Here is a 16,336-nt window from a genome sequence, read left to right on the forward strand (position 1 = left end):
ACTAACGCCCATAACGATCTGAAAAACGGACGATATCGTCTTCACCCAAATAACTACCAGACTGCACTTCTACCAACTGCAATGGGATTTTACCTGGATTTTCCAGAGCATGAACCACGCCCACAGGGATGTAAGTCGACTCATTCTCTGTTAGCAATATCTCATTATCACCGTTTTGAACTTTTGCGGTGCCAGACACAACTACCCAATGCTCTGCTCTGTGATGATGCATTTGCACACTTAGCTTTTCACCTGGTTTTACCATGATACGTTTCACTTGATGACGGTCACCAAGATCAACCGTTTGATAGGTTCCCCAAGGTCGATGTACCGTAGTGTGATACATATGCTCTTCACGGCCTTCAGATTGAATACGCTTAACGATTTTCTTCACATCTTGAGCGTTGTTTTTGTCCATCACTAAAACGGCATCGGCTGTTTCAACCACCACCAAATCTTGCACACCCACAGCCGCCACAAGACGAGATTCTGAGCGAATCAAGCAGTTTGAAGAGCCTTCAGACATAACATCGCCTAACAGTACGTTTTGATCTTTGTCTTTCTCTGTATAATCGTACAAAGCATCCCACGCACCAATGTCGCTCCAATCACCCACATAAGGCACAACCTTGGCTTTCTTCGTAAGCTCCATCACGGCATAGTCAATGGACTCCGAGGGGCAAGCAGAAAACAATTTCTCATCCACACGAACAAAATCCATATCTGCATTGCGTTGCGCGTAGGCCTGACTGACAGCTTGAGAAATATCGTTACGATGAGTAGCTAACTCTTCTAGGTACACTTGAGCACTGAACAGGAACATACCGCTGTTCCATAAGAAATCACCGGATGCTAAATACTGTTCTGCTGTGACAAGGTTTGGCTTTTCAACAAACTCTGCCACGGTATAATTTTCACCGCTGCGAATGTAGCCGTAGCCTGTTTCAGGTCGTGTGGGTTGAATCCCGAAGGTAACCAATGATGCACTTTTAGCAAGCTCTGTCGCCTTTTCTATAGCCGTTTCGAAAGCTTTGATGTCACGAATAACATGATCAGCAGGAAGAACCAATAATAAAGTATCTTCATGCTCTTTGTATTTTGCTTCCAACGCTGCCAACGCAATGGCTGGCGCAGTATTACGGCCTTTAGGCTCAAGAATGATACTGGCGCCTTTCACGCCAATTTCTTGTAACTGTTGAGCAATAAGGAATCTGTGATCTTCATTACAAACAATAATAGGAGAACTAACATCTAGATCATTTGTTCTGTTCGCTGTTTGCTGTAATAAACTAAATTGAGCATCAGTAAGGGGAAGGCATTGCTTAGGGAAGTGCTCGCGAGATAAAGGCCACAGGCGACTGCCGACGCCACCAGATAAAATAACAGGAATGATTTTCACACTAGATCCTTAGTATGCAATAAAAAAATATTTCCGCAATTCTAGCAAAAGAGAAAGAGGAGCAACACAAGAAAGGAAAAATATTGCAAACTGCATAACGTGGAAAAATTAAAGGTTAGTAACAATTTACCCTAATGGTTTTTTCTATTCAAAGCCATTAGGGTTATTAGATTGCCAGCGCCATGAGTCCTCGCACATGCTCGTTAAATCAAATTCAGCTTGCCAACCTAAAAAGTCTTTCGCAAATTTAGGGTCTGCATAACAAGTTCCAATATCTCCCGGACGACGGTCAACAATTTTGTAATTAATCGCCTGACCTGAAGCAGCTTCAAAAGCTTTCACCATATCCAATACAGAATAACCGTTACCCGTACCTAAGTTCACGACAAAATGACCAGACTGAGCAAGAACTTTCTCCAAGGCACAAACATGACCACGAGCTAAATCGACAACATGAATATAATCACGAACACCGGTTCCATCTGGCGTATCATAATCATCACCAAACACACTCAAACAAGCTAATTTACCCGCAGAAACCTGACTAATATAAGGCAATAGATTGTTAGGAATACCTTTTGGATCTTCACCGATCAAACCAGACTCGTGGGCACCAATTGGGTTAAAGTAACGTAAGGTAGCAATATTCCATTCACTATTAGCATGTGCTAAATCCGTCAACATACCTTCTACCATCAATTTACTAGCTCCATAGGGGTTTTGAGTAGAAGTGGGGGAGTTTTCACGGATAGGTACAGATTCAGGTAAACCATAAACTGTAGCCGAGGAGCTAAAAATTAAATTACGTAGCCCAGCTGACTCCATTGCTTTTATGAGGTTAAGCGTTCCAGCGACATTATTCTCATAATATAAAAATGGCTTTTCTACAGACTCGCCAACGGCTTTTAAACCTGCAAAATGCATAACAGCAGAAAACGAATATTTCTTTAAAATGTCATTTAGAAAAGAGAAATCTAAGATATCGCCTTTAAAAAAGTCAGGACGTTTACCTGTAATGATTTCAATACGATCTAAAACAACTTCACTACTGTTGGATAAATTATCCACAATGACAAGACTAAAACCCGCTTTAATCAACTCAATACAAGTATGCGAACCAATATAGCCAGTCCCACCAGTCACCAAAACAAACATTCAAGCTCCAAATTAAATTAGGATTTAGAAGTAAATCTATATACCTTTTCGCCCCAATACAACAAAAGCAGTACGAATTATGGTCTCAATTTCTAACCAAATACTCCAATGCTTAATATAGTAAAGGTCGTACATTAATTTCTGACGAGAGTCTTCAGTATTAGCACCGTAAGGATAAAGAACCTGAGCCCAACCAGTAATTCCAGGACTAACTAAATGGCGCTCATTATAATAAGGTATTTCTTCTTCTAATTGATCAGTAAACACCTTACGTTCTGGCCTTGGGCCAACAAAGTGTAGATCCCCAATTATAACATTCCACAATTGAGGTAATTCATCAATGCGAGTTTTACGCATAAATGCTCCAAAAGCATATGCTCTTGGGTCATCCGCCTTGGCAAATTGCGCACCATTTTTTTCTGCATCAAGATGCATAGACCGGAATTTATAAATTGTATGTTCCTGACCAGAAAGGCCCACCCTTTTCTGCGAAAAAATAACAGGTCCAGGAGATTCACGTCTTATTTTCAAGACAGCGTATAGCATCACAGGGGAAGTAAGTAGAGCTATAATCACGGAAGCAGATATATCTAACAACCTTTTAAGAAGAAAGTTAATACGACTGTATGAGCAAATACGGTCTAAATAAGCTAACTCTGTGGATTCATAAGGGATATAACATTTACGTAAAAAGCTTTCCATAAAGTGGTGCAAGGCAAGCAAATGAGCCCCTTGTAAGTCTAAGTGCGTTAACGCTTTAATTAAATCGGGTTCCGCCACCTTATCTAAATTCATGACGATAAAATCAGGGGGCTTAGATGCGACGGCACTTTTTACAGCAAGAACATCATAATCGACAATAGTACGGAGTTGAATATTGTGTCTTTTCAACTGCGCAAGTTCAAATTTATTAAAAGCATAACCATTGCCTAATACAAGAACATCTGTACTGCCACGAGATGCAGACCGACTTTTCCTATTTATAAAAAATTTGAATAGAAAAACTGCCATGGGAGTGATAACTCCCCATATAATGATGACGGCTTGATTGTAAATAAATACCGTACCATTTAGATAAGCAAAAAAAGATATAGCAAGAATACTAGAAGCCCAAGCTTTAAAAGTGACTTCAAGTTTCTTCGCTATTGAACGTTCAAGTGAACGACTGTAACCACGTAAAGCCATAGTTGATAAAAGAAGTAATACGCCTGCACAAGTCCCAAGCCAAGCATAAATTGTTTTCCAAGGCTGATCACCCAAGATGAATTGCCAGCATAGTAAAGTCACTAAAGGTAAACACAGGTCAACAATACGATAAGCCCAAAGAACACGTCTTGATTGATATCTGGGAATGTTTTTCTGCACTATATAGCCTACCTTATAAGTTAATTAAATTTATCAAAATGAATTTTACACATTCTTAATAAATGCCAAAAAGAAGAACGATAAAAAGCACAACGTTATCTCTAGTACGACGACGGAATAAACTAGCGTTAGCACACCTAAAAAAGTAACTATCTAGATGTTTTGATAGGTAAGGATCAACTAATTCTAAAATACTTTTCACTTGCCCTCGGTACCAGTGATTTTTTATTAAACGCAGTCTCTTTTTGTATGCTTGAAAACCATCGTTAATTCCAACCTGATTACTATCATGTTGTCTATAAAGCATTAAGGGTTGGTCGTCGATATGCCATTTAAAGCCGTGCTTTCGACAGAAAGCATAAGCAAGCCAATCATGTAAAGCAACACGCTTTGTTAAGTCATTTGTATCACGAATAAACCCTTGAAGAGCTTCAGCAGATTTTTCATTAAAAACATACGTGCAACCGGGACCGGCCGCCTCAAAGAAATGATCAAACTTTTTCTGGGGATAAGACTTTTTAATGAGCTGCTGCCTTCCATCTGACCAGAAAGCTAAAACATCAGAAGAATATACATCACATATTTTGGCTGATAATAGCGAGCAAGCTCTTTCTAGCTTGTTATCTAACCAAATATCATCTTGGTCTGAAAAAGAAATATAGTCAAAACCATGAAAGTTAACATCTCGAATAAGACGATAAAAATTGGCTCCTGCACCACCAAACCGTTCACCGTAGGGTAATAAATAAACATTGTTCAATTTTTCAGCTAGCTCTCGAGCCCAAACATCAGTCCCATCAGAAGATAAATCAACACTAATAAATAAACTCACACTAACACTCTTTTGAGATAGAATGCTGTTAACTTGATCCTCGATCCATTCCATTCCATTGTAAGCGGCAAGTAGAACAGCTACTTTACACATAATTTTTCACCTATTATAAAACATAAAAACTTAATTATACGATAGATTAAGACATACATTTTTTGCCGACAATAGCATTCTACACATTATTATAAGCAAACCAAAACAGCTAATTACCAATAGATAAGCCTTAAAAAATTATAGAACGTGGTTAACTAAGTCCTTACCTCATTTTAGATTGAATCTCATTAAAATTTCTTGGGAATTTTTTAATGATGTATTTCCCCCAAAAAAAAGCAACTTTCCCAGCCCAATAGAGTTTAAATAAAAGCTTTATTTTATATAGGAAACGGTAGTGAAATGCTGCCTTCTTTAATTCATTAGGATCCATGTAAGCTGAAAATAAAGAAAAACACTTTATTTTACTATGAAGAGATTGAAGATCTGAAGAAGTTATTTTTTTGTATTTCCTCCAGCCTAAATGCTTCGCCTGATATACATCTACAGTTCTAAAAACATAATAATAAGGTTTGACCAATGATGCATGACCTGGATAAATTAAAAATTCATCATGCACGAATAAGTCGGATCGATATATTGCAATGGTTGTATCTACCGGAGCTAAAACAAAGTTAGAATATTTCTTCCCCTTTAGATAACGTAACTCATCCTTATAAGCTTTAGCAAGATTAGGAGATTTTTTCAAGTTACTAATATCTAAACCCAAGCCGATTTTGCCAATGAAAAATTTATTATTTAATGAATCAGTTAAAAAACTCAACCAACAAACACCATCTTTTCTCAGGGGAACAACGATATCTCCATCTGTAAGAACGTAGTAATTTCTATCTAGATGTTCAGACCCCTTCACATAAGCCAAACCTAAATTGAAACCAAGAATCCAATTGTTTTTATCGTTATATATAACTTTATGTTCAACAGAGATATCCTTTAAAATCTCTAATTGATCAGAAGACTTTGAATTATTATCGACAATAATTATTTCAAATGGATAGTCTGTTCGGTTAACAATAGAATCAACACAAATTTTGAGAAAACCAGGTTCGTCTCGAGTCAAAATAATAATCGGAATCTTTTTAATCAAAATCAAATCCTTTATTCTTTTTTAGAGGAAAAACAAAAAAAACAAAAAATAAAGCTAAAACATAAATAAAAAAGAACTTACACCCTTTAAAAGATCTTAATAAAATATCAAAATTAAAAATATCTAAATAGGTATGAAATATTATTTTCTCATATTTCAAAGCATTATATGATAACAACACATTTTCCTTAAAATCAATATATTTATAGTTCTTAAAATCAACATCAGACAAAAAATCTTTATATTTAATCATATAAAAGTCGAGAACTTTAAATAGATCTTTTCGCACAACCCTTCTCCTTAAATTTTTATAAGAAAAACTGTTATTTGAAAGTCGGTAATGTATAAGCGGCTTATTAATGACCATCAAGTCCGCTTTCTCTGCTAATCTAAACCAAACCCCAACATCAGAGGCTGTATCAAAGTTAGAAAAAGACCAAACAGATATATACTTTCTATAAATAGAAGTTTTAGCCATGGCGGTTGGGCATATAAGAAAATTCTCATTACTAATTGTCAGCTTAAGTAATTCAATTAAACTCAGCCTTACGCATGCTTTACTTTTAAGTGACTTTGGGTAAAAATTTCTACCAATAATTTTGGAGGACGAATCGATCAAATTAGAATTAGTAAAGACAGCACTGACATTTTCATGCTTGCTTAAAACTGCTACCTGCTCTTCAACTATAGTAGACATATAAACATCATCCGAATGATAAATAGCAGAAAATTCACCTTCCATGTTCTCTATACATCTTGTGAAATTAGCCTCTCCACCTATATTATATTCACTTTTATATACCTTTATATTCGAATATTTCCTTGCATACTGATTAAGAATTTCCAAACTTAAATCAGTCGACGCATTATCAAAAACTTTAATTAATATATTACTATAAGTCTGAGAAAGTAAACTATCCAATGTTTCAGACAAAGTTGCCTCATTGTTAAAATTTGGCATACATATACACACTAAAGGCTTATCACAAAACACAAAACACCTCCACAACTACGATAGTTTAAAGCCAATAAATATCAACTGAAGAAAAACAAAAAAATTAACATGAAAAATAAAAAACATTATTTTATATCTTGAATAAAAATAACTAAAAAACAGAATCAAAAATGGAATTACAAATATGTAATACTTTGCATTAGAGTAGCCTGGCAATAGAATTGGATAATTAACAACCAAAGAAACTCCTGCTAAGAAAAAAGAAAAGTCTTCATTAAAATAAGGCCTACCCTTCAAAAAGCTAACACATTTAAAAACCTTGAAGACAAAAAAAACAGAAAATAAAAATATTGATATATATGGAATAAAAAATAACGTCTTAGAGTTTGGCAGCATAAAAACCAACGACATGAAGGTTATAACTGGTCGAAGTACTAAAGGGTATTTGTCATTGATATCATAGATAGTTGTATAATGCTCATATATAACTGAAGCTTTACTTCCAATAACAGGGAGAAATGAAAGTAATTTTATAAACTCCATCTTTACAACAAGTGAGAACAAAATCGAAAGTAAAAGGAAAAGTATAGATACCCTGATACTATATTTATTAGTCAAAAACTTATAAAAAAGGAAAACAAACAAAAAGGAAAAATAAACAATAGAATTCCCAAAATCAATAAAAAAGACCAGAAAGCCTATAGTAAACAAAACTATAATGGAACGCCTAAACAGTATAGAAAATAAACTCAACAATAAAGTGAATTGTTCCTCTGCGAGCAGCCCTAAATGTAGCCAAACACTAGGAAAAATCATCGACAAAAACAAAATTTCTGAAGACAATGAAAACTCCCCCCTAATTAAAGGGGATTGAAAACGAAAATAAAAAACAGAAAAAACATAAACCATAAAAAAAGTAAACAGGATCAAAAAAAAAGTCCAATTCACTCGAAAAAATTTCATTGAAGCACTTTCGACTTCTGAACTTAACCAGTCATAATATAAAAAGAAAAAATCAAAATAGCCAAAAGGATTTATAATACTTTTATCCGAGTACAATATTGAATTCACTCTAAACTGGAAGTCTGCCTCATCCCCATAAGGCAAAAGAACCCGAGCTAATGCGATCAAAAAGTAATAACAGAAAACAAATAAAAGAACATTCCATAGTGATTTAGAAGATATCAAAAACCATAACTCCACTTAAAAAAAGAAAATATATAACATCATTTTCTCTTTGATCTGCTCATAATAAATAATTAAAGACAAGCCTAACTCTATATTTTCTTATAAACAATAATTCAGATAGAATTCCCAAATAAAAAAATCGAGGCTAGATAGGTCTTTATCATTAAGAAAATTTAAGAGATGCAATTTCATCAATAACACCGAAGAAAACTTCCTCAAGTACACATCTAAATCTACATTTTTAAAAACCAAGAATATACTAGGTTACAACACCCTTTATATATATCGATTCTAAAAAAACATCAAAAAATTTAATCACATTACTTTTATAAACTATGAACTTCAGCAAACCAACCTTACTTTTGATTTCATATAGTCCTTCATAAAAACTTAAATTTGAAGAACCATACAACATAAAGTCAATGTTTTTATAGAGTCATATTTATAAACATTTGAACTAACAGAAAAATTAGTTTCTAATTCTAAATAGAAATCTGCAAATTCTACTATAGTTGTCATATAAATATCATCTGAGTAAAATGTCGAACAATTTCACGCCCACACACCTGGTGAAATCAGTCTAGCTACCTATATTCTTTTAATTTACGAACACACCTATATAGCTATACTTATTTTCATACAATCAAAAAACCAAGTTTTAATCCATCAACACCTTATAAAAAATTTAATTTTGATATTCTTATAGGTTTGCGATACTCAGCTATCGTCGTTTCATTATTAAAGTTCGGTATACATATAAAAAACCAAAGGCTGATCTAACCCATAAAACACCTACCAATACTAAATTATTTTTTCTTCTAAAAACCTTTTTAAAGGTTTAGAAATCTTAAGGTAATAAATAATAAACAGCAAAGCTCCACAACCTAGGGAAAATAGATAATAAATCGAAGAGAAAACTGTCAAAGCTGAATTAGATTTCACATAAAAAACATAAATCACGACTAAAAAAAGGAACGAACTCATATAGAAAATTGACCGCCAATTTACTTTATACGAAATCAAGCGCCTCATTTGAAAAAACATGGATACAAAAAACAACACGCTTGAAATAAAAATTGAAAAAACAAAGGTATGCATGTCAAATTCAAAATAACCAGAAACTATAACACTCACCAGCATAATTATTGCATAAAGAAAATAAGGCAATATTAACATTTTAGTTTTACGTTTTACTTGTACTGCGTGACCGATTACATTCGAAGAGACCCTAACAAGCTCTACAATAACTGCAAAATAAAAAAAGTCTTTGGCTGAATGGTACTGAGAGTCAACAAGTAAATAGATTATTTGATTAGCACCCAGCATCATTATTGCACTCAAAAAAATGTACAAGGGTATAAGAGTGTTTACAAAATCAGATAGCGCACTTTGCAACTTAATTCCATCTGTTATATCTGATGAAGCTCGATAATAGTAAGGGTGAAGGAATTGCATAGCGATGGTTTCTACAATCGACCATAATGCCGTGGCTACCTGGAAGCCTACAACAAAAAAAGCTAAAGCAGCTAATCCCCAATAATATTCAACGAAAAATCTATATCCATTCTGAGAAAACCACATAAAAAATGTCGCGAAAGAAAGCGGTAAACAAAATGAAACAAACACTTTCCTTGTAATCAATACACTTTTTTCTTTTTTCGCTATTGGCATGAATTTTCTTAGTGAATATTTTGACCCTAAAATCCCCAAAAACATACCAATGGCTTGTCCAAGTAACCAAGCGTGTGCACTAGGTTCAAAATAAATGATGAAAAGCGTTGAACTTACTGTAGCCATAACCACTGTTATAATAGACCAAACTACCGATGCAATCCTAGCATCCAGCATATTTAAAAGTGGCACCAAAGTGTTATTCCAGTTAACAGACCAAACCACAATTAACAAAGCAAATGCTGAAATCAGTAAACTTTCAATCGTTTCTGACATAATTAAAAATAGCAATAAAGCAGCGATTAAAGATACGACAAACAAATATATACGATAAGAATTTAGACGAGAGAATAATGAACCTTCATCATACCACTTGTGTGTATTCACATTTAAATACTGCCCAACAGGGTTAACAAGAATTAATCCACACATAGATTGAATAACTACTAATAGGCTCAATTCACCATATCTCTCTGGAGGCATATAGTGTGTCATAATACGCAACGCAAATAAACCAGCTACCGCGACAAAAAACCGGCCAAAAATAATTAAAGCCAACTCATTCTTCAATTTTATTCTCTTTTAAAACAACATCAGTAACTTTGTTAACAAAATATTCCGCTGAGAATTTAAAGCAAGCATTACTTCTCAAGAATTCGTTTATACTTGCCAAATAGCCGTCATATGCAGCTTCAGGCATACTACTAATATGACAATACATTTCATTTAAACTTTCAAATTGATTAAAATCGATAAAACAATTACTTGGGATATGTTCTTCAATATTGTTTGCTCCCCAATATATCGGAATGCAGCCAGAAAAAAAGCAGTCAAATATTTTTTCCGTAATATAACCAGGTATATCTCTAGCATTTTCAAAACAGATTGCAAACTTATACTGCTCCAATACCTCTCTCTTAGCTTCAACTTTTCCTTTATAAGAAGAGTAAGTTGGAGCCAAAATTTTACATATAGGTCTAATTCGATTGAGGATTCTGATATACTTTGGTCCTGTGAATCGATAAGCATCCCAACCAATTCCATAGAATTCAAAATCTTCCGGATGATTTTCTTCAAACCAACGTATCACTTGCACTCTCTTCGAATATAATTCTAAAGGGTGTGCAGATTTTTTATTACCAGCTATTAGGGTGCAAAGCTTCAGTTGATTATTTTTTTTCTGTGGAAAGGAAATTGTATTAGGAAAATTGAATTTTATATATTGATCATTACTTACATAAGCATCATTCCACGTGAACACTTTTTTAAAAAAACTATGCTTATTGACATCCCAATTATCGGGCCTAATCAATTCACTTTCAAATAAAAGTAAATAAGATTTCTCCACTATACTTTTCAAAGGAAAGCTTCTTGGCATTTCGTTGTATAATACAATATCTGAAGTAGATGGGTCATGAATATCTGAAGTGGCTAACAAATAGCCTTTCTCATAAAGCTTATCCTTTAACAATGAATATGGGTATAAGCAATCATCTCTATTTGAAATTTTATCATTCAAATCAAATAATCTATTATTATTATAGTAATCACTGGACATCACAATAGAAGCTTTTTTCATGAAACAACCTCAAAAATGTCTTTAAAGCGATTTATATAACCGTGGTTTGCTCTAGCTGTCCTAGTCCCCATTTCCTTCATCAACTCTCTCTTCTCATTATTTTCTAGGTAATACTGTATCTGGGTAAATGCGTCGTCAGGGGAACTATAACAAGCAATGTTTTCACCTATATCAAAGTAGTTTTCAAGACTCGGTACATATTCTGTCAATTGAAAGCCGCCAAAGAATGGAATTTCAAAGTTTCTGGCTTTTATTTGACTGGAATTTTTTACACCTTTCCCTAAAAACATTTTTCCTAAAGAAACAAAGGATCGAGGGTTTGATAACATGTACCTTAAGTCCCAGGAAAGGCTATTAGATAAATTAAGGTTGATTTTTGATTTTTTAAATAAATCAACCATTCCTTCTGCACTCAATGGTCCATTCGGCCAACCATTACCATATACGGTTACTTTTATACCTTTTTTTTTCAATTCATCAATAAACCATTTCCTATAAGGATGATAACCACCTACAAAAGAAACATCATGAATATACGTTTCCTTATCGGAACTTTTATTTATATTTAATAAATTGATATGAGCATCGATGGCGGCCCATTGACTGTATACAACATTTTTCTGTCCAATAGCTTTATAGCTATTAACTGAAAATTGATCTGTTGTAATACACCAACTGAAATCATTAGCATAATGTCTGCTAAACGATTCAAATCGCCATTGATCATCACCAAACCAATTAATAGTTTTAAATTTCTTTTTTAAAGTAAGGAGAGTTTGATGTTCAAACTGATTTTTAAATAAACAGAAAAAAATTAGGTCAGGCTGAAAATCATCTGAAAAATCCAGAATATCAACTTGCAGTTTTTCAAGATCATTAAGATAGTGATCATAAAAAAAAGGCTCAACAATGTGCCCTAAAGCTTCCATACTAGTTTTAAAACCATCTAAACCAATGTAATTCTTACCTCTGGTTTCTATTCCATAATCAAACTGCAAATCAACATACATTATTTTCATTTTTATTGCGAACGCCTTTTGTAATACGATAGATTTCGTTTATCAAACTAGACAAAGAGTCATATTCCGGCTTAAACTTCCCATTAGGAACTCTATATTTAGAAAAGTAGTTCTTTTTAAAGCCCGTGGCATTTACACCTGCACTATCTACTATTTCATACAACAAACCAAACTCTTCTTGGCAGCGCTTCAATAAAGAAAACTTATCAACTGGAGATTTAGTATAGCAATCTATGGAAATGTTCATTCTCGATGAATTAATTACAGAAAGAATAAGCCTATAAAAATCAGAAGGCGTTATAAAATCTCGAGTAATATTTTCAGAACTTGTTTTTAAAACAGTGCCATTCTGAATTGAACGAACAATGTCAGTAATTAAAAAACGTGCATTAACATTTTGTGTGTGACTAAAATAATTGAATATTCTTATATCTATAATGGAATAATCACTCATAGCCCTATGCTTTGATTCTGCGTACAGCTTTGCAATTGTATACCAGTCACTTGGTTCAATATTATTAATATCGACCTTAGCAACGGTACCTTTATCAACAGCTTTTTCGAAGCCACCGCCATAAACAGCACCACTGCTCATAAATATATATTTACAAGATGAGTGAGATTTTAAGTAATCAAGCACAAGGTTATCGTATTGCTCTGTAACTTCAAAAATTTTAGCCCCCATCTCTTTTGCTTGAGCAGGATCACCAATACCAACAAAATTAATAAGAACATCAAAACTATTTTCAGTAGAAAATTCGGAGTACACCAAATTGGGATAACTAAGCTTTTTATCTAATCTTTTAAATTGCTCCTCTACTTTTTCAGGAGAACGTGAAAACATGGTAATATTGTACTCACCACCACTTTCATAGAATGAAACAATCAAATCTTTGGCTATTTGACTAGTTGCCCCTAGTATCCCTATTCTCATTTCTATCCTACTTAAGACTGTTAATGTCTTTTGAACTTGACAGTAGACTTCACACAGTTGATTGGCTCTCATATTTAATACTGTTATTTAAGAACCATATAAACCATTAAGCCCCATACATTTCAATCCTCAGATAAAGGAGAAATAAGCATTTCGTTTTTAAATTCTTCTCTACTCAAAAAAGGGTACATATCCTCAATTGGCTTAGATACCATAACACCATCAGCCTTTTTCATCGATGAGACGGCTGGAATCACCTCTTGGAATTCAGGGCAAATAACTTCACAAATAATAGGTCCACGCGTACTTTTAAGTGTCAACAAAGCATTTTCAAGATTTTCAATCGAATCTGCTTTTAGATATGAAATCCCATAAGCATCAGATATCTTTCTAAAGTCAGGACAGCTTAAACCTGACTCAGAATTAGTACCTGCCAAACGGCCTTCAAAAAATTTTGTCTGAGTAGTCTTTATAGATAAATAACCGTTATTATTCCAAATCAAAATTTTAATAGGTAACTGATTATGAATAATTGTTTGTAGTTCTTGAATATTCATCTGGAATGACCCATCTCCAGTTATAGCATAGGTATCTACTCTATTTGCTGAAATACAGGCTCCTATTGCGGCTGGTAGCGTATAGCCCATATCAGCTTGAGCGCCAGATGTAATATACCGTTGAGTCCCAGAGATACTCAAAGCTTGAGAGGTGACGTAGTATGCAGAGCCAGCATCAGAGACAACAATACTATTGTCCCCCATCAATTTTCCTAACTGATGTATACACTCGTACATGTTAATATTTTTTTCATGGATATAAGGGCCTTGATAGACAGGCCACTGATTTTTCCACTTTAAGCACTGCTCAGACCAATCTGACGGTGCACTATAATCAAAAGAATGAGATTTAAAATAGTCTCTTAAATCAGCTTCTATCATCAGATCAATATTAACTGTATTTTTTTTATGCTCTTCACTATCTATATCTACAACAACAACTTTAGCTTCTCTAGCAAAAAGGTCATATTCAAACCCTGTTAAAGCTACGCTAAGTCGAGAGCCAAGAACAATAACAAAATCCGAATTTTGTACTGAAAAGTTACCAGCTCTATCACCTTTGGCTCCTAAACGGCCAATGGCCAAGGGGTGTGAGCTGGGAAGTAAATCTATACTCAGGTAGGAGAAAACCACTGGAATTTGATATTTCTCAACATAATTAACAAAGTTTTTTTCAGTATTACTCAGCCTAATACCATTGCCTGCAATAATAATAGGTCTTTTTGCAAGCGATAATAGTTTTTCTAGGCATGATATATCTTGTGTTTTGGGAGTAGATGGAAATTTTATTGATTCATGCTCTGGAATAAAATGCTTCAATTCTGCTGGGTTAATCCAAGCCCCTTGCACATCCAGTGGAATATCAATCCAAACAGGCCCTGGGCGGCCATTAGCTCCTAAATAAACAGCTTTTTCGAGTTCATAAGCAATATCGGCTGGGTTATTAATCATAATTGCGTATTTTGTAATAGGTCTTACAATTTCAACTATGTTTGCTTCTTGTACACCAAACTGCCTTAAACGGACATCTGTATTATATGTAGTCTCTTTTCTTTTCACTTGGCCAGAAATACATAAAAGAGGTGTACTATCTTGCCAAGCATCCAATACACCAGTAATGGAGTTTGTGCTTCCACAACCTGTTGTAAAGCAAGCGACTCCGTACCCTACTGAGTGCTTAGCATAACCAACAGCAGCCATAGCAGAAGCTTGCTCATGATGATTATAAATACAGGTTAACTTATCATGATTTCCGAAAGCATCATTCAGAAACATTGCGCCGCCGCCAGTAACAGTAAAAACCGTTGACACACCAAGTACATCGGCAACAAAATCGGCAACAAAATCAGCAACTCGAATTTTATTCATCGTTTGTCCCTCAGCGCCGAATCTAAAGCGCTTATTGCTTTTTTAATATTGTCTAAACTATTAACATAACATATTCGAACATACCCCTCGCCACACTGGCCGAAGTTATTCCCAGGCAACAGAGCAACACCAGCTTTCTCCAGAGAAAAATCTGCAAATTCATCACTCGTCATTCCAGTACCTTGAATATTCGGAAAAGCATATATAGCACCAGTAGGCATTACACAACTAACACCTGGTAAGGAATTGAGCCCATCAACCAGCACTTTACGACGCTTATCATACTCAACTTTCATCATTTTAACTTGAGTTTGATCCCCCTTAATAGCTTCAATACCAGCCCTTTGAATAAATGGCGGTACACATGAAACTATTGTCGACACTAACAACCCCATTTTTTCTATCAATAGCTTTGGCCCAATAGCAACCCCTAATCGCCACCCAGTCATTGCAAAAGCCTTACTAAAACCATTGATAATAATTGTTCTTTCTTTACATTTATCTAAATAAGAGGGGCTTAGAAATTTTGAATTTTCATTAAAAATTAGCCTCCCATATATTTCATCACTTAATAAATATATTCCATATTCTTGAGCTATTTCAGATACTGCTTTTATATCTAATTCGCTCATTACTGCTCCTGTAGGATTACTAGGAGAATTAATGATAATCATCTTAGTCTTATCTGTAATTTTTTCTCTTAAGTCATCTGGGTTTAAACGAAAGTCATTCTCTTCTTTTAAAGGAACAGTTACTGGCACCGCTCCACAAGCTTTAATAGCTGAAAAATATGTGGGAAAACCAGGATCAGGTACAATAACCTCTTCTCCTGGATTCACAACACATTTAATAGCTAAATATATAATTGAATTCGCTCCAGGCGTAACCAGGATTTGATCAAGAGCTGGAGCAAAGCCTCTTGATAAAGCAGTAGTTTCTTGAACAGCTAATCTAAAATCATATAAGCCCATAGAACTAGTGTAATGAGTCTCGCCTGTTTTGATCGCCTCACAGGCGGCTTGTATAATATTCTTTGGAGTATCAAAGTCGGGCTCACCAAGCTCAAAATGCAATATTGATCGACCTTCTCGCTCCAACCTTTGTGCCTTATCAAGGATCGCAAACATAGGCTGTCCTTCGACTTGAAAAGCAATTTCAGAAAGATCTCTCATCTTT

At 34.5% G+C, this 16,336-nt stretch carries 12 protein-coding genes; all 12 read right to left on the reverse strand.

The window, feature by feature from the left end; translation table 11 throughout:
• Position 1 precedes the first annotated feature (1 nt).
• Positions 2 to 1,399, reverse strand: a complete 1,398-nt coding sequence (locus tag OFY17_RS01920) for a mannose-1-phosphate guanylyltransferase/mannose-6-phosphate isomerase (RefSeq protein ID WP_263529004.1) — start codon at positions 1,397 to 1,399, stop codon at positions 2 to 4.
• 144 nt (positions 1,400 to 1,543) lie between these two features.
• The gene (gene galE, locus OFY17_RS01925) at positions 1,544 to 2,554 is read right to left on the reverse strand and encodes a UDP-glucose 4-epimerase GalE (protein WP_263529005.1); all 1,011 of its coding nucleotides are present in this window, start codon (positions 2,552 to 2,554) and stop codon (positions 1,544 to 1,546) included.
• A 36-nt stretch (positions 2,555 to 2,590) separates the two neighbouring features.
• Positions 2,591 to 3,919 (reverse strand): sugar transferase, encoded by a 1,329-nt coding sequence (locus OFY17_RS01930; RefSeq protein WP_263529006.1) that lies wholly within the window; start codon positions 3,917 to 3,919, stop codon positions 2,591 to 2,593.
• Between the two features lie 55 nt (positions 3,920 to 3,974).
• Positions 3,975 to 4,844 carry a glycosyltransferase gene (locus tag OFY17_RS01935; RefSeq protein WP_263529007.1) on the reverse strand — a complete coding sequence of 290 codons (870 nt, stop codon included), beginning with the start codon at positions 4,842 to 4,844 and terminating at the stop codon, positions 3,975 to 3,977.
• A gap of 163 nt (positions 4,845 to 5,007) precedes the next feature.
• Positions 5,008 to 5,889 (reverse strand): glycosyltransferase family 2 protein, encoded by an 882-nt coding sequence (locus tag OFY17_RS01940; protein ID WP_263529008.1) that lies wholly within the window; start codon positions 5,887 to 5,889, stop codon positions 5,008 to 5,010.
• Entirely contained in the window at positions 5,882 to 6,883 is a 1,002-nt protein-coding gene (locus OFY17_RS01945; RefSeq protein ID WP_263529009.1) for a glycosyltransferase family 2 protein, read from the reverse strand. Before OFY17_RS01945 ends, OFY17_RS01940 begins: the two co-directional genes overlap by 8 nt.
• Positions 6,884 to 8,833: 1,950 nt before the next feature.
• Positions 8,834 to 10,273, reverse strand: coding sequence for a lipopolysaccharide biosynthesis protein (locus tag OFY17_RS01950; RefSeq protein ID WP_263529010.1), 1,440 nt, complete (start codon positions 10,271 to 10,273; stop codon positions 8,834 to 8,836).
• Positions 10,263 to 11,282: a glycosyltransferase family 10 domain-containing protein gene (locus OFY17_RS01955; protein WP_263529011.1), complete on the reverse strand. Its 1,020-nt coding sequence runs from the start codon at positions 11,280 to 11,282 to the stop codon at positions 10,263 to 10,265. The genes OFY17_RS01950 and OFY17_RS01955 overlap by 11 nt, the downstream gene beginning before the upstream one ends.
• Positions 11,279 to 12,301, reverse strand: coding sequence for a CgeB family protein (locus OFY17_RS01960; protein ID WP_263529012.1), 1,023 nt, complete (start codon positions 12,299 to 12,301; stop codon positions 11,279 to 11,281). The genes OFY17_RS01955 and OFY17_RS01960 overlap by 4 nt, the downstream gene beginning before the upstream one ends.
• The gene (locus OFY17_RS01965) at positions 12,282 to 13,235 is read right to left on the reverse strand and encodes an NAD-dependent epimerase/dehydratase family protein (protein ID WP_263529013.1); all 954 of its coding nucleotides are present in this window, start codon (positions 13,233 to 13,235) and stop codon (positions 12,282 to 12,284) included. Before OFY17_RS01965 ends, OFY17_RS01960 begins: the two co-directional genes overlap by 20 nt.
• Before the next feature lie 122 nt (positions 13,236 to 13,357).
• On the reverse strand, positions 13,358 to 15,160 hold the full coding sequence (locus OFY17_RS01970; protein WP_263529014.1) for a thiamine pyrophosphate-binding protein: 1,803 nt from the start codon (positions 15,158 to 15,160) through the stop codon (positions 13,358 to 13,360).
• Positions 15,157 to 16,332 (reverse strand): pyridoxal phosphate-dependent aminotransferase, encoded by a 1,176-nt coding sequence (locus OFY17_RS01975; protein ID WP_263529015.1) that lies wholly within the window; start codon positions 16,330 to 16,332, stop codon positions 15,157 to 15,159. Before OFY17_RS01975 ends, OFY17_RS01970 begins: the two co-directional genes overlap by 4 nt.
• Positions 16,333 to 16,336 lie beyond the last annotated feature (4 nt).

It is taken from the genome of Marinomonas sargassi (assembly GCF_025716875.1).
GTDB classification, from domain to species: domain Bacteria; phylum Pseudomonadota; class Gammaproteobacteria; order Pseudomonadales; family Marinomonadaceae; genus Marinomonas; species Marinomonas sargassi.

Bases quoted from the DNA above. Each gene is read 5' to 3' on its own strand.
- galE (WP_263529005.1), bottom strand. From the start codon at position 2,554: ATGTTTGTTTTGGTGACTGGTGGGACTGGCTATATTGGTTCGCATACT.
- OFY17_RS01935 (WP_263529007.1), bottom strand. From the start codon at position 4,844: ATGTGTAAAGTAGCTGTTCTACTTGCCGCTTACAATGGAATGGAATGG.
- OFY17_RS01955 (WP_263529011.1), bottom strand. From the start codon at position 11,282: ATGAAAAAAGCTTCTATTGTGATGTCCAGTGATTACTATAATAATAAT.
- OFY17_RS01960 (WP_263529012.1), bottom strand. From the start codon at position 12,301: ATGAAAATAATGTATGTTGATTTGCAGTTTGATTATGGAATAGAAACC.
- OFY17_RS01965 (WP_263529013.1), bottom strand. From the start codon at position 13,235: ATGAGAATAGGGATACTAGGGGCAACTAGTCAAATAGCCAAAGATTTG.
- OFY17_RS01970 (WP_263529014.1), bottom strand. From the start codon at position 15,160: ATGAATAAAATTCGAGTTGCTGATTTTGTTGCCGATTTTGTTGCCGAT.
- OFY17_RS01975 (WP_263529015.1), bottom strand. From the start codon at position 16,332: ATGAGAGATCTTTCTGAAATTGCTTTTCAAGTCGAAGGACAGCCTATG.